The sequence below is a fragment of the Pseudomonas sp. B37(2017) genome (assembly GCF_002112885.1).
Classification (GTDB): domain Bacteria; phylum Pseudomonadota; class Gammaproteobacteria; order Pseudomonadales; family Pseudomonadaceae; genus Aquipseudomonas; species Aquipseudomonas paraglycinae.
This window is the reverse complement of sequence record NZ_NEIX01000004.1, coordinates 312,117-326,171: the sequence shown is the minus strand read 5'-3', so window position 1 is coordinate 326,171 and position 14,055 is coordinate 312,117. Positions and strand designations below refer to the sequence as shown.

At 60.7% G+C, this 14,055-nt stretch carries 13 protein-coding genes; 6 read left to right on the top strand and 7 right to left on the bottom strand.

What is annotated here, in order from left to right; all coding sequences use genetic code 11:
• Positions 1-3: 3 nt before the first annotated feature.
• Positions 4-891, bottom strand: coding sequence for a LysR family transcriptional regulator (locus CAF90_RS13305; RefSeq protein WP_085606834.1), 888 nt, complete (start codon positions 889-891; stop codon positions 4-6).
• A 100-nt stretch (positions 892-991) separates the two neighbouring features.
• Here CAF90_RS13305 and CAF90_RS13300 point away from each other — a divergent pair, with 100 nt between their 5' ends.
• The 6 genes from CAF90_RS13300 to tadA all read left to right on the top strand — a co-directional run bounded on the left by CAF90_RS13300 (position 992) and on the right by tadA (position 7,821).
• Entirely contained in the window at positions 992-1,759 is a 768-nt protein-coding gene (locus CAF90_RS13300; protein ID WP_074691031.1) for a sulfite exporter TauE/SafE family protein, read from the top strand.
• A 163-nt stretch (positions 1,760-1,922) separates the two neighbouring features.
• Positions 1,923-2,471, top strand: a complete 549-nt coding sequence (locus CAF90_RS13295) for a sugar ABC transporter ATPase (RefSeq protein WP_085606832.1) — start codon at positions 1,923-1,925, stop codon at positions 2,469-2,471.
• 115 nt (positions 2,472-2,586) lie between these two features.
• Positions 2,587-4,056, top strand: coding sequence for an IMP dehydrogenase (gene guaB, locus CAF90_RS13290; protein WP_011335798.1), 1,470 nt, complete (start codon positions 2,587-2,589; stop codon positions 4,054-4,056).
• A gap of 100 nt (positions 4,057-4,156) precedes the next feature.
• Positions 4,157-5,734, top strand: coding sequence for a glutamine-hydrolyzing GMP synthase (gene guaA / locus CAF90_RS13285; RefSeq protein ID WP_085606830.1), 1,578 nt, complete (start codon positions 4,157-4,159; stop codon positions 5,732-5,734).
• Between the two features lie 213 nt (positions 5,735-5,947).
• Positions 5,948-7,324: a multicopper oxidase family protein gene (locus CAF90_RS13280; RefSeq protein ID WP_085606828.1), complete on the top strand. Its 1,377-nt coding sequence runs from the start codon at positions 5,948-5,950 to the stop codon at positions 7,322-7,324.
• Complete coding sequence (gene tadA / locus CAF90_RS13275; protein ID WP_085606826.1) at positions 7,324-7,821, top strand: tRNA adenosine(34) deaminase TadA; 498 nt, start codon at positions 7,324-7,326, stop codon at positions 7,819-7,821. The genes CAF90_RS13280 and tadA overlap by 1 nt, the downstream gene beginning before the upstream one ends.
• Before the next feature lie 122 nt (positions 7,822-7,943).
• Here tadA and cmoB read toward each other — a convergent pair whose 3' ends face one another.
• From cmoB to lon, 6 genes are all read right to left on the bottom strand, one after another.
• A complete protein-coding gene (gene cmoB / locus CAF90_RS13270) occupies positions 7,944-8,900 on the bottom strand; it encodes a tRNA 5-methoxyuridine(34)/uridine 5-oxyacetic acid(34) synthase CmoB (RefSeq protein WP_085606824.1) in 957 nt (318 codons plus the stop codon).
• Positions 8,897-9,604, bottom strand: coding sequence for a carboxy-S-adenosyl-L-methionine synthase CmoA (gene cmoA / locus CAF90_RS13265; protein WP_219737186.1), 708 nt, complete (start codon positions 9,602-9,604; stop codon positions 8,897-8,899). Before cmoA ends, cmoB begins: the two co-directional genes overlap by 4 nt.
• Positions 9,605-9,731: 127 nt before the next feature.
• A complete protein-coding gene (locus tag CAF90_RS13260) occupies positions 9,732-10,139 on the bottom strand; it encodes a hypothetical protein (protein WP_085606822.1) in 408 nt (135 codons plus the stop codon).
• A 131-nt stretch (positions 10,140-10,270) separates the two neighbouring features.
• Positions 10,271-10,918, bottom strand: coding sequence for a lysoplasmalogenase (locus CAF90_RS13255; RefSeq protein ID WP_170929379.1), 648 nt, complete (start codon positions 10,916-10,918; stop codon positions 10,271-10,273).
• A 2-nt stretch (positions 10,919-10,920) separates the two neighbouring features.
• Positions 10,921-11,313 (bottom strand): protease inhibitor I42 family protein, encoded by a 393-nt coding sequence (locus tag CAF90_RS13250; protein WP_085606818.1) that lies wholly within the window; start codon positions 11,311-11,313, stop codon positions 10,921-10,923.
• 220 nt (positions 11,314-11,533) lie between these two features.
• The gene (gene lon, locus CAF90_RS13245) at positions 11,534-13,957 is read right to left on the bottom strand and encodes an endopeptidase La (RefSeq protein WP_085606816.1); all 2,424 of its coding nucleotides are present in this window, start codon (positions 13,955-13,957) and stop codon (positions 11,534-11,536) included.
• Positions 13,958-14,055 lie beyond the last annotated feature (98 nt).

Sequence of the window (14,055 nt, the reverse complement as noted above, 5' to 3'; positions counted from 1 at the left end):
AGTTTAAAGGCATTCGCCGGTGAATGTCTGGAGGAAGTGTTGCACCAGAGGTGTGGGATTTTGCCGAGAAGCGAGGGCGACGGTGCTCTGGCAATCGCCGGTCAGCGGCAGAAATCTCACACCGGCCGGCGCAATGTCCTGCATCGACTCCGGCAGCAGAGCGATGCCGAATCCGGCCTGGATCAACTGCAGTTGCGTGGTCTTTCGCGACATCACCCGTGCAGCCCGGGGGAAGAAACCGTGACGCATGCACAGGTCGGCGCACAAATAACTCAGCCCGCCGCGCTGCGGATGCGGGATGGAGATGAACGCTTCGTCCTTCAATTGCGCCAGATCGACCGTCTCCGCCGACGCCAGTCGATGATCCGCCGGCACAGCAAGCAGCAAGTGTTCGGTATAGAGCGGCACAATCTGAACGCCCTCGCGCTGGCGCAGCACCGGTAGGCGCAGAAGGCCAATATCGAGCCGACCCTCGGCCAGTTCTTCAAGTTGCGACTCCGAGGAGAGCGTGCCGATGTCCAGCGAAACCCCGGGTTGCTGCTCCAGATAAGTGCTCATGTCGCACAACAACCGGCCACTGATCGGCACGGTACTCGAGTGGCACAGGCGCAAAGTACCGCGCTGGCCCTGGCCGATTTCCGTGGCCAGGGTGCTGGCCTTGTTCAGTTCATTGAGCAGGTTTCTCGCCCGGGGCAAAAACGCTTCACCAGCGGCGGTGAGCCGGGGCTGGCGCGCGGTGCGTTCGAACAGCGGCGTTTGCAGGCGGGTTTCCATGTCCTTGATCTGCCGGCTCAGCGCCGACTGGGCAATGAACAGCCGTTCGGCCGCGGCACTGAAGCTGCCGCTCTCGGCGATTTCCACGAAGTAGCGCAATTGGCGGGTTGAGAGCACGAGGCATGCCTTTTCGAGATGGCTTGGCGGTTTCGATGATATTAGTCGCAACCCTCGGCGCTGGCTAAAGTCATCGCAGGCTTATAAAGGAAGCGAGCGAATGAGTGTGGCGGGGTTGTTGAGCGAATGGTCGTGGGGCGCGCAGGGCTGGGTGGTGATCGGACTGGCCATCGCGTTGGCCTACATCGTGTTCGGGATTGCCGGTTTCGGTACGGCGCTGGTGGCCGGGCCGATTCTGATTCTGTTCATGCCGCTGTCGAAGATCGTGCCGTTGCTGGTATTGCTGGATTTCGTCGCGGCGTTCGGCAATCTGCTGCCGTCGCGGCGCGACGTGGCGAAACCGGAATTGCTGCGGCTGCTGCCGTGCATGGCGGTCGGGTGCACGCTGGGGGTGATTTTCCTGCTTAATCTCAAGTCCGATCTTTTGCTGCTGTTGATGGGGTTGTTCATCAGTGCCTATGCGATCTACAGCTTGTGGATCAAGGCGCGGCCGGCGCAGTTGTCCGCCGGATGGGCGTTGCCGATGGGCACGGTGGGCGGGCTGTTCGGGGCATTGTTCGGCAGTGGCGGCTTTCTTTATGCGATCTACCTCAACAGCCGACTGCCAAAAGACGCGGCGCGGGCCACGCAAAGTGCCCTGATCAGTTGCAGCACGGTGGTGCGTTTGAGCCTGTTCGCCATCGCCGGGGTGTATGCCGAGCTACCCTTGTTGATGCTTGCGCTGTGCCTGTTGCCGGCGATGGCGCTGGGCTTGTGGGTCGGGCGGCGGTTGACCATGCGCCTGTCCCGCGAGGCCTTCGTGCGGCTGGTGACCTGGCTGGTGCTGGCGAGCGGGATTGCGCTGATCGGCCGCTATTTAAGCACTTGACCGGATTTTGTCAGGGATTAAGCTGCCGGCCGCAGTTTCTGTGGGAGCGAGCCTGCTCGCGATAGTGCCGTATCAGCCAGTATTGACGTGACTGACTCACCGCCATCGCGAGCAGGCTCGCTCCCACAGGGGTAACCTTCGGTTTTTGCAGCAGGCTTGCACCATGAATTCCCAAAGCATCATCGTCCCGAAAATCTCCAACCTGCCGGTGCACGAGCCCCGGGCCCGGGCGATCCTGCGCTGGCTGGTGCGCAAGAACATCATCAAGGAAGAGCTGAGCACCTGCGGACGTACCGGCAATCGCATGGCCTACGCCATCGCCGATGGTGCCCGCGCGGTGGTGCTGCATCCCGAGGCGCTGCCGTTCGGTGAGCCGATCAATGGGCTGGAAGTCATCACCAAGCGCTGCATCTACACCCCGGCCAAAGGTTTTCTCGAAGAAGCCGGTTGTGCCGAGTGCCGCCAGGAGATCGGCGAAGCGCTGTTCGAAAGCCTGGAAGACTGGATGCCGGGCCGCACCGACAACTTCACTTGCCCGGAATGCGGGCATGAAGACGACATCAACGGTTTTCTGTATTTGCAGGAATGCGGGTTTTCCAACCTCGGGTTCATCTTCAACAACTGGCTGGAGGCGGGCTTCAAGCAGAGTTTCATCGACGAATTCGCCGACTGGCTGGATCAGCCGGTGAGTTGGGTCAAGGTCGAGTTGTAAGGGGCGTTTTTCCCGTACATCAGCAACATTGATATAAGACAAGTTTTACATTGAGCCCGGTAGGGTGTCTGAGTATAATGGCGCGCTTCCATTTTCCCGCTCGGGAGCCCCCGCGATGCTGCGTATCAGCCAAGAAGCTCTGACCTTCGACGACATTCTTTTAGTGCCTGGTTATTCCGAGGTGCTTCCTAACGAAGTCAGTCTGAAGACCCGCCTTACCCGTGGCATCGAGCTGAACATTCCTCTGGTTTCTGCCGCCATGGACACCGTCACCGAAGCCCGTCTGGCAATCGCCATGGCTCAGGAAGGTGGCATCGGCATTATCCACAAGAACATGACCATCGAGCAGCAAGCTGCCGAAGTTCGCAAGGTCAAGAAGTTCGAAGCCGGTGTGGTCAAGGACCCAATCACCATCGAGGCTGACGCCACGGTTCGTGATCTGTTCGAACTGACCCGCATGCACAACATTTCCGGCGTACCGGTTCTGCACGATGGCGACCTGGTCGGCATCGTCACTTCCCGTGACGTGCGTTTCGAAACCCGTCTGGACGCCACCGTTCGTGAAGTGATGACGCCGAAAGAGCGTCTGGTCACTGTTCGCGAAGGCGCCGACAAGAACGAAGTCCGCGAGCTGCTGCACAAGCACCGCCTGGAAAAAGTCCTGATCGTCGACGACAAGTTTGCCCTCAAAGGCATGATGACCGTCAAAGACATCGAAAAAGCCAAGGCCTACCCGCTGGCCAGCAAGGACGACCAAGGTCGTCTGCGCGTCGGCGCTGCGGTCGGTACCGGTAAAGACACCGGTGACCGCGTTGCAGCCCTGGTCAATGCCGGCGTGGACGTGGTGGTGGTCGACACCGCTCACGGTCACTCCAAAGGCGTGATCGACCGCGTTCGCTGGGTCAAAGAGAACTTCCCTGAAGTGCAGGTGATCGGCGGAAACATCGCCACCGGCGCAGCCGCCAAGGCTCTGGCCGAAGCTGGCGCCGACGCCGTCAAGGTCGGTATCGGCCCTGGCTCGATCTGCACCACCCGTATCGTCGCCGGTGTCGGCGTTCCGCAAATCAGTGCCATCGCCAACGTTGCCGCTGCCCTTGAAGGCACCGGCGTTCCGTTGATCGCCGACGGCGGCATCCGTTTCTCCGGTGACCTGTCCAAGGCCATCGTGGCCGGTGCTTCCTGCGTGATGATGGGCTCGATGTTCGCCGGTACCGAAGAAGCGCCGGGCGAGATCGAACTGTTCCAGGGCCGTTCGTACAAGGCTTATCGCGGCATGGGTTCGCTGGGCGCCATGTCCCAGGCTCAAGGTTCCTCCGACCGTTACTTCCAGGACTCCTCGGCAGGCGCCGAGAAACTCGTTCCGGAAGGCATCGAAGGCCGTGTTCCTTACAAGGGCACACTGAGCGCGATCATTCACCAGTTGATGGGCGGTCTGCGTTCCTCGATGGGTTACACCGGCAGCGCCAACATCGAAGAAATGCGCACCAAGCCTGAGTTCGTGCGGATCACCGGTGCCGGCATGGCCGAATCCCACGTTCACGACGTGCAGATCACCAAGGAAGCGCCAAACTACCGCGTAGGTTGAGGCTTCAAGCAAAACGTTAAATGACCGGGGCTGTTTTATTCAGCCCCGAGTCGTTTCTGAATCAAAGACTGTTTCTGAATTACTTAGACGAGACTGAATCATGGCCCTCGACATTCACGCTCACCGCATCCTGATCCTCGACTTCGGTTCGCAATACACCCAACTGATCGCCCGCCGCGTGCGCGAGATCGGTGTGTACTGCGAACTGCACCCGTTCGACATGGACGAAGATGCGATCCGCGAATTTGCGCCAAAAGGCGTGATCCTCGCCGGCGGTCCCGAGTCCGTGCACGAAGCCAACAGCCCGCGCTGCCCGCAAGCGGTGTTCGACCTGGGCGTACCGGTCTTCGGTATCTGCTACGGCATGCAGACCATGGCCGAGCAACTGGGCGGCAAGGTTGAAGGCTCCGAACTGCGTGAGTTCGGTTATGCCCGCGTTGACGTGGTCGGCAAGAGCCGTCTGCTCGACGGCATCGAAGACCACATCGACGCCGACGGCCTGTTCGGCCTCGACGTGTGGATGAGCCACGGTGACAAGGTCACCAAAATGCCGGAAGACTTCCACATCCTGGCCAGCACCCCGAGCTGCCCGATCGCCGGCATTTTCAACGACGAGCGCGCTTACTACGGCGTGCAGTTCCACCCGGAAGTGACCCACACCAAGCAGGGTGGTCGCATCCTGTCGCGTTTCGTTCTCGACATCTGCGGCTGTGAAGCCCTGTGGACTCCGTCGAAGATCGCCGAAGACGCCATCGCCAACATCCGCGCACAGGTCGGTACCGACAACGTGCTGCTGGGTCTGTCCGGCGGTGTGGATTCCTCGGTGGTTGCGGCGCTGCTGCACAAGGCCATCGGCGACCAGCTGACCTGCGTCTTCGTTGACAATGGCCTGCTGCGTCTGCACGAAGGCGAGCAGGTTATGGCCATGTTCGCCGAGAACATGGGCGTCAAGGTGATCCGCGCCAACGCTGAAGACCAGTTCCTGAACAACCTGGCCGGCGAAGCCGATCCAGAGAAGAAGCGCAAGATCATCGGTCGTACCTTCATCGACGTGTTCGATGCCGAATCCTGCAAGCTGGACAACATCAAGTACCTGGCTCAGGGCACCATCTACCCGGACGTGATCGAGTCGGCTGGCGCGAAAAGCGGCAAGGCCCACGTGATCAAGTCGCACCACAACGTGGGCGGCCTGCCGGAAGAGATGAACCTGAAACTGGTCGAGCCACTGCGCGAACTGTTCAAGGACGAAGTCCGTCGTCTGGGCCTGGAATTGGGCCTGCCGTACGACATGGTCTACCGTCACCCGTTCCCGGGCCCGGGCCTGGGCGTGCGGATCCTCGGCGAAGTGAAGAAGGAATACGCCGACCTGCTGCGTCGCGCCGACCACATCTTCATCGAAGAACTGCGCAAGGCCGACTGGTACCACAAGGTCAGCCAGGCCTTCGTAGTGTTCCAGCCAGTGAAATCGGTTGGCGTGGTCGGCGACGGCCGTCGTTACGCCTGGGTCGTGGCCCTGCGTGCCGTGGAAACCATCGACTTCATGACCGCACGTTGGGCACACCTGCCTTACGAACTGCTGGAAACTGTCAGCGGCCGCATCATCAATGAAATCGAAGGCATCTCGCGCGTTACTTACGACGTGTCGAGCAAGCCGCCGGCGACGATTGAGTGGGAGTGATCCCGCGCAAGCCGTGATGGCTTGAATGCTGGATAAAAAAGCCGTGTGAACGTGAGTTCACACGGCTTTTTGCTTTTATGTCGTTCCTCGGGTTTATGCCCCTGCGGCCTGTGGTCACGGCCGCTTTGCTGTTTCTTTCTCATTTGCAGGTGTATCGTATTCGCCCTTTACGGGTCTGCGGGCCCAGCGCAGATACGTGAGGTAGTTGAGTTCATGTCCTTTACCCGTCGCCAAATCCTCGGTGGCCTGGCCGGTCTTGTTGTCGTTGGCGTGGGAGCGGGGGGCGCGTCGCGTTACTGGCTGGGCAAGATGGCCGATGCCGATGCGGGGCATGACTATGAGCTGATCGCCGCACCACTGGACGTCGAGCTGGTGCCGGGGCACAAGACCGAAGCCTGGGCGTTTGGCCCGTCGGCACCGGGTATCGAGTTGCGCGTGCGTCAGGGCGAATGGTTGCGGGTGCGGTTCATCAACCATCTGCCGGTGGCGACGACCATTCACTGGCACGGCATCCGCCTGCCGCTGGAGATGGACGGTGTGCCGTACGTTTCGCAGCTGCCGGTGCTGCCGGGCGAATACTTCGATTACAAATTCCGTGTGCCGGACGCCGGCAGCTACTGGTATCACCCGCACGTCAGCAGCAGTGAGGAACTCGGTCGCGGGTTGGTCGGGCCGTTGATTGTCGAAGAGCGTGAGCCGACCGGGTTCAAGTACGAAAAGACCTTGAGCCTGAAGAACTGGCACATCGACGACGAGGGCAACTTCGTCGAGTTCAGCATTCCGCGCGAAGCGGCCCGTGGCGGTACGGCGGGGCGGCTGTCGACCATCAACGGCGTGCCTTCGCCGGTGATCGAGTTGCCGGCGGGGCAGATCACCCGGGTGCGTCTGCTCAACCTCGACAACACCTTGACCTATCGCATCAATATTCCCGGCGTCGAAGCGCAGATCTATGCGCTGGACGGCAACCCGGTCGAGCCGCGCCCGCTGGGCAAGGAATACTGGCTGGGTCCGGGGATGCGCATCTGCCTGGCGATCAAGGCACCACCGGCCGGTGAGGAGCTGTCGCTGCGCAACGGCCCGGTTCGCCTCGGGACTTTACGTTCGGTGGCCAACAATGACGCGCCAACCGAGTGGCCGAAAGCATTGCCGGCCAACCCGGTGGCCGAGCCGGACCTGGCCAATGCGGAGAAACTCAACTTCAATTTCGAATGGGTCGGTTCGGTGTCGGTGAATGTCGACAACGGCAAGCCGCCGAGCCTGTGGCAGATCAACGGCAAGGCCTGGGACATTACCGACAAGACCTGCGCCGACCGGCCGATTGCCAGCCTGAAACTGGGCCAGAGCTATATTTTCGAATTGAAGAACATGACCCAGTACCAGCACCCGATCCACCTGCACGGCATGAGCTTCAAGGTGATTGCGTCGAACCGGCACAAGATCGTGCCGTACTTCACCGACACTTATCTGCTGGGCAAGAACGAGCGCGCGCAAGTGGCGCTGGTGGCGGATAACCCGGGGGTGTGGATGTTCCACTGCCACGTGATCGACCATATGGAAACCGGCCTGATGGCCGCCATCGAGGTGAAGTGATGCGCCAGATTCGCCCCGCGGCGATCATCGACCGCAGCCGTGATCGCGATTTCATGCGCGAGGCGCTGGAACTCGCGGCACAAGGCGCTGCCCTCGGCGAAGTGCCGGTGGGCGCGGTGCTGGTGCAGGACGGTGAAATCATCGGTCGTGGCTTCAATTGCCCGATCAGCGCCAGTGACCCGAGTGCTCATGCGGAAATGGTCGCGATCCGCGCCGCCGCTCAGGCTGTGAGCAACTATCGACTGCCGGGCAGCACGCTCTACGTGACGCTGGAACCTTGCAGCATGTGCGCCGGGCTGATCGTGCATTCACGAATTGCGCGTGTGGTGTATGGCGCGCTGGAGCCGAAGGCCGGGATTGTGCAGAGTCAGGGGCAGTTCTTCACTCAGGGCTTTCTCAACCATCGAGTTTTGTATGAAGGAGGGGTGTTGGCGGAGGAGTGTGGCGCCGTGCTGACCGAGTTCTTCAGAGCGCGGCGCGCAAAACCGGCAGACTGAACACAAAACCAATGTGGGAGCGAGCCTGCTCGCGATAGCGGTCTGACATTCAATACTTCGGTGGCTGTCAGATCCAATCGCGAGCAGGCTCGCTCCCACAGGTTTTTCAGTGTTCGGAAGATTTACTTCTTCGCGACGATTACGGCGCGCATCGGCGCCGGCAGCCCTTCAATCGTCTTGCCGTGATCTTCCGGATCAAGGAAATCACTCAAAGACTGATACTTCATCCATTCAGTCCCGCGCTGTTCTTCAACGGTGGTGGTGCTCACATCCACGCACTTCACATCCGTGAAACCCGCACGACGCAGCCACAATTCCAGCGCCGGCACCGACGGCAGGAACCACACATTACGCATCTGCGCATAGCGGTCTTCCGGCACCAGTACCTGATGTTTGTCGCCTTCGACCACCAGCGTCTCCAGCACCAGCTCGCCACCCTTCACCAGGCAATCTTTCAGCGCCAGCAAATGCTCGATCGGCGAGCGACGGTGGTAGAACACGCCCATGGAAAATACCGTGTCGAAGCCTTCCAGATTCGGCGGCAAGTCTTCGAACGGGAACGGCAGGTGCCAGGCATTCGGCTCTGACAGATAACGCTGCACTGCCTGGAACTGGCAGAAGAACAGCCAGTTCGGATCGACGCCGATCACACTGTCGGCACCGGCGCCGAGCATGCGCCACATGTAGTAGCCGTTGCCGCAACCGACATCGAGGATGCGTTTGCCCTTCAGATCCAGATGCGGGGAGACCCGCGACCACTTCCAGTCCGAGCGCCATTCGGTGTCGACGTGCACCCCGAACAGATCGAACGGCCCCTTGCGCCACGGCGACAGGCCCATCAGGGCAGTACGCATTTGTGCGCGGGTTTCGTCGTCGCAATCGGTGTCGAGTTTCAGGCCGTCGAGCAGGTCGACTTCGGTGGGCTGGATCTTCGGCAGGGCGTCCAGCGCACTTTGCCAGCGCTCCAGATCGCCGTGGCCTTTCTCCATTTTCTTGTCGAGCTGCACTTGCAGGGTGTTGGCCCATTCGGCCAGCGGCGTGCCGGCCAGACGGCGGGCGAGGGGGGACAGATCAATCATGGCAAGGCAATCAACGAGGCAAAGTTAAGACACTGGAACCACGGCACGACTTTCGAGAACCCGGCGGCCAGCAGGCGCTCGCGGTGTTCTTCGAGGCTGTCGGGCTTCATGACGTTTTCGATGGCGCTGCGCTTCTGGGCGATTTCCAGTTCGCTGTAGCCGTTGGCGCGTTTGAACGCGACGTGCAGATCAGTGAGCAGCGCGTGTTCTTCGGCATCGTTGAAGCGCAGCTTCTCCGATAGGATCAGCGCGCCGCCCGGCAGCAACGATTGGCGAATGCGCGACAGCAACGCCGTGCGCTGCTCCGGTGCGATGAATTGCAGGGTGAAGTTCAGCGCCACCACCGAGGCCGGTTTGAAATCGAGGGCGAGGATGTCGCCTTCGATCACCTCGACCGGCAGCAACTCCTGGAACATCGAATCCTGACCGTTAAGGTACTCGCGGCAGCGCTCGACCATGGCGGCAGAGTTATCCACCGCGATCACCCGGCAACCGTCGGTGCGCACGTGACGGCGCAGGGCCTGGGTCACCGCACCGAGGGAGGCGCCGAGGTCGTAGAGCACGCTGTTCGGCTGGGCGAACTGCGCCGCGAGCACGCCGAGGTTCTCGACGATGGTCGGGTAACCCGGCACCGAACGCTTGATCATGTCCGGGAACACCCGCACCACGTCTTCGTTGAAGGCGAAGTCAGGCACCTGGGCCATCGGCTGGGCGAAAATGCGATCGGGTTCTTTGCTCACGGCGGTTCCGGCGGTGTCGATGAAAAGGCCGGCATTTTAGCCAAACTGGCGCGCAGATGCTTGTATTGCTGATAGACCGCGCACTCTGAGCTTAGATGTAGTTGATTTCGAATCGTCCATTGCCCAATAGGTCCTTATCCGGTCCTGAGGAATCTATTTGCTCTGCGACGAATTTGTATAGCCCGACAATATGGCGGCTGCTGTGGTCGGCATTGATGTTCAATTTCAGCGTTTTAACTTGATACCGCAAATCAACCAAGTCTGAGACGACGTCCACGCTTTTCACTTCCGGCGAACTCTCGTTGTAAGCGCCGCTGGTAATAGTGTTTGCCAGCACCCATTCCATCCTTTTAATTTCTTCGCCCCAGGCATCCCGTTCACCCGAAATGCTGATTTTGCCGGCGGCATTGAACGCAGTGACAGTGTCAAAGGAGAAGGACGGATTGTTATTGGTTTCAAGTGTAAAAGTGCCGGCAGGTGTAGGTTTTTCAGTAGTCATGTTAAGTCTCTCGATAGTGCGGCAAACCACCATGGTCTACCGCTTCGAGCAACTGTATGTTTTTCTGAGGAGCAATCTAACTGTCAGAAATGACAGTCGTTGATTCGATTTGGTAATCGGTTTCGAGCCGGTTATAGCGTTTTTTCGATTTTTCCTACGTGAAATGCCGATGCCGCAATCCCCCACTGCCCCAGCCAGTAACTGAGGATGATGATGTAGGGCGCTGCATTGAACGGTGAGACAAACCGGTTGATGCCGATCACGCTGTCGGAGAACACGAACGCCACCGCGCCGCCCGCCGCCAGCAGCGCCGAACGTTGCGGTACGCCGCTGCCGAGTCGGGCCAGTGCGCGCCAGAGCATGGCGCTGATGGCGGTGCCGTAGACGATCACCGGCACGGTCAACGGGCCGAGTCCGCTGCCGATCAATATGCCCAACAGCACGGCGCCCACGCTAAGGGCCAGGATCAGCGGCAGCAGGGCCAGGCGCCGGCAATCGCTAAGATAGGCCTTGAGATACGCCAGATGCGCGACCAGAAACGCGCCGAGACCGAAGACAAACAAATCCCCCGGCCACGCCAGCAGCACATCGCCGATCAACGAGAAAATCAGACCGAGGCTGATCCAGCGCCGATAGTCGCTGGGCGGCGCATCGTGCAACCAGCCCAGCAACGCCAACACCGGCAGCGGTTTGACCAGCAGGCAAAGCAGCGCCGCATGGGTGCTGACGCCGTAGAGAAAGGTCACGGCGCCCATCAGCGCGAGGATCAGCCAGCCCACGGTCAGTTCACCGAAATGGCGCAGTCAAAGGTTTCCACCGGCAACACTTCCGGCGCCCACGGTTGTTGCGAAGTCAGGCGCAGGCGACCGGTGCCGGGGGCGAAAGCCTGGAAGCGCCAGGTCGAGAGACCGGCCGCGCCGACCACGCCGGCATCTTCCGGGTTGCTGTAGACCTCGGGGCTGAGGGCGCGCAATACGCCGCCGGCGGAATCCTGGATGGCCCAGCGGTAGCCGGTGGAGGGGTTGCTCGGGAGCATGACGATCAGGTTTTGCCCGTTGCTCAGCCGCACCGGGCATTCGCTCTGTTTTTCCACGGTCACGTTGGTTTTCGGTTGCGTGGCGCAGGCGGCCAGCAGGGCGAGGGACAGGGGGACAAACAGGCGAAGGGGGGACATGGATTCAGTGGCTCCGGCGTTGGCGACGAACGGCGAGCATAACTGAAGATGAGACAAAGTGTGACAACGCCAGGCTTGGCGTGATCGTTCCCACGTCGAGGCGTCGAACCGTCCGCGTGGGAATGCATCCTGTGACGCTCCGCGTCACGCTTGTGAAGGGACGCAGAGCGTCCCGGGCGGCATTCCCACGCAGAGCGTGGGAACGATCAGCAGGGGAGCGTTAGAAAAGCACCTTCGCCACATCCGCAAACTTCTTGGCGAAATGCACTGTAATGCCTTCCTTCAAGTAGTCCGGCAGCTCTTCGAAATTCCCTCGATTCGCCTCCGGCAAAATCAACTCGTAAATCTTCTGCCGCCGCGCCGCAATCACCTTCTCGCGCACCCCGCCAATCGGCAGCACATGCCCGGTCAGCGTCAGCTCGCCAGTCATGGCAACGCCCTTTTTCGGCGCCTGATTACGAGCGAGGGAGAGCAAGGCGCTGGCCATGGTCACGCCGGCGCTCGGGCCGTCCTTCGGTGTTGCGCCTTCCGGCACGTGCAGGTGGACGAAGGCTTCGTCGAAGAACTTCGGATCGCCACCGAACGACTTCAGGTGCGAACTGACGTAGCTGTAGGCGATCTCCGCCGACTCCTTCATCACATCGCCCAGTTGCCCGGTGAGTTTGAAACCGCGATTGAACGTGTGAATCCGCGTGGCTTCAATCGGCAGAGTCGCGCCACCCATGCTGGTCCACGCCAGACCAGTAATCACACCGGTTCCAGACAACACTTGCTCGTTGCGGAACACCGGATGGCCGAGGGACGCTTCGAGGTCTTTCGGGCCGATCTTGATTACCGCTTTCGGATCGTCGATCAGCTTCATCACCGCTTTGCGCACCAGTTTGCCCATCTGTTTTTCCAGCTGGCGCACGCCGGCTTCACGGGCGTAGCCGTCGATCAAGGCTTTGAGCGCCGTATCGCTGATGCTCAGGCTGCCCTTGGACACGCCGGCCTTTTCCAGCAGTTTCGGCCACAGGTGGCGTTTGGCGATGGCGACTTTTTCTTCGGTGATGTAGCCGGACAGGCGAATCACTTCCATCCGGTCCAGCAACGGGCCGGGAATCGAATCCAGGGTATTGGCGGTGCAGACGAACAGGACTTTCGACAGGTCCATCCGCAGGTCCAGATAGTGGTCGAGGAATTCGACGTTCTGTTCCGGGTCGAGGGTTTCCAGCAGCGCCGAGGCCGGGTCGCCCTGGTAGCTCTGGCCCATCTTGTCGATCTCGTCGAGCATGATCACCGGGTTCATCACTTCGACGTCTTTCAACGCCTGCACGAGTTTGCCCGGCTGCGCGCCGATGTAGGTGCGGCGGTGGCCCTTGATCTCGGCTTCGTCGCGCATGCCGCCGAGGCTGAAGCGGTAGAACGGCCGGCCGAGGGATTCGGCGATCGATTTGCCGACGCTGGTTTTACCCACGCCCGGCGGGCCGACCAGCAGCACGATGGAGCCGCTGATCTCGCCTTTATAGGCACCGACCGCGAGGAATTCGAGGATCCGGTCCTTGATGTCGTCGAGGCCGGCGTGGTGTTTGTCGAGGATTTTGCGCGCGTGCTTGAGGTCGAGCTTGTCCTCGCCGTACACGCCCCACGGCACCGAGGTCGCCCAGTCGAGGTAGTTGCGGGTGACCGCGTACTCCGGCGATCCGGTCTCGAGGATCGACAGCTTGTGCATTTCTTCTTCGAGGCGCTTCTGCACCTGCGTCGGCAGGACCTTGCCTTCCAGGCGCTGCTCGAACTGTTCGAGATCGGCGCTGCGGTCGTCCTTGGTCAGGCCGAGTTCCTGCTGGATGACCTTGAGCTGTTCCTTGAGGAAGAACTCGCGCTGATGCTCGCCGATCTTGCGGTTCACTTCGGCGGAGATTTCTTTTTGCAGGCGCGCGACTTCGACTTCCTTGCGCAGCATCGGCAGGACTTTTTCCATGCGCTTGAGCATCGGGACACAGTCGAGCACTTCCTGCAATTCAGGGCCGGTGGCGGAGGTCAGGGCGGCGGCGAAGTCGGTCAGCGGCGACGGATCGTTGGGGCTGAAGCGGTTGAGGTAGTTCTTCAGTTCTTCGCTGTACAGCGGGTTGAGCGGCAGCAGTTCCTTGATCGCGTTGATCAGCGCCATGCCGTAGGCCTTGACCTCGTCGGTCGGCTCGGTGGGCTGGTGCGGGTATTCGACTTCAACGAGATACGGCGGGCGATGGTGTTTGAGCCAGGTCTTGATACGGACGCGGCTCAGGCCCTGGGCGACGAATTGCAGTTTGCCGTTTTCGCGGCTGGCGTGGTGCACCTTGACCAGGGTGCCGTATTGCGGCAGTGCCTTGGTGTCGAAGTGGCGCGGGTCTTCCTGGGGTGTGTCCATGAAGAACAGGGCCAGGGAGTGGTGTTCGGATTTGCTGACCAGTTCGAGGGTTTCGGCCCAGGGTTCTTCGTTGACGATGACCGGCAGGACCTGGGCCGGGAAGAACGGGCGGTTGTGGATCGGGATGATGTAGACCTTGTCCGGCAGGTTCTGGCCGGGCAGGGCGAGGCCTTTGCCGGGGACGTGGTGTTCGATGTGTTCGGCGTCGGTTTCGGTGATGTCGTCGGGGTTCTCGGGGAATTCTTGCTGGTCGCTCATGGGGCACCTGCGCAATTGGGTATGGCTGTTAGATGGGGCAGGGGTTGGGTGGTTTCAATGGGGCGGGATGTTTCTGCTTGTGTGTTCAGGGTTTTGAC

Excerpts from the sequence above, each read along its gene's own strand:
- CAF90_RS13300 (WP_074691031.1), top strand. The coding sequence starts at position 992 with ATGAGTGTGGCGGGGTTGTTGAGCGAATGGTCGTGGGGCGCGCAGGGC.
- CAF90_RS13295 (WP_085606832.1), top strand. The coding sequence starts at position 1,923 with ATGAATTCCCAAAGCATCATCGTCCCGAAAATCTCCAACCTGCCGGTG.
- guaB (WP_011335798.1), top strand. The coding sequence starts at position 2,587 with ATGCTGCGTATCAGCCAAGAAGCTCTGACCTTCGACGACATTCTTTTA.
- guaA (WP_085606830.1), top strand. The coding sequence starts at position 4,157 with ATGGCCCTCGACATTCACGCTCACCGCATCCTGATCCTCGACTTCGGT.
- CAF90_RS13280 (WP_085606828.1), top strand. The coding sequence starts at position 5,948 with ATGTCCTTTACCCGTCGCCAAATCCTCGGTGGCCTGGCCGGTCTTGTT.
- tadA (WP_085606826.1), top strand. The coding sequence starts at position 7,324 with ATGCGCCAGATTCGCCCCGCGGCGATCATCGACCGCAGCCGTGATCGC.
- cmoB (WP_085606824.1), bottom strand. The coding sequence starts at position 8,900 with ATGATTGATCTGTCCCCCCTCGCCCGCCGTCTGGCCGGCACGCCGCTG.
- cmoA (WP_219737186.1), bottom strand. The coding sequence starts at position 9,604 with ATGGCCCAGGTGCCTGACTTCGCCTTCAACGAAGACGTGGTGCGGGTG.
- CAF90_RS13260 (WP_085606822.1), bottom strand. The coding sequence starts at position 10,139 with ATGACTACTGAAAAACCTACACCTGCCGGCACTTTTACACTTGAAACC.
- CAF90_RS13250 (WP_085606818.1), bottom strand. The coding sequence starts at position 11,313 with ATGTCCCCCCTTCGCCTGTTTGTCCCCCTGTCCCTCGCCCTGCTGGCC.
- lon (WP_085606816.1), bottom strand. The coding sequence starts at position 13,957 with ATGAGCGACCAGCAAGAATTCCCCGAGAACCCCGACGACATCACCGAA.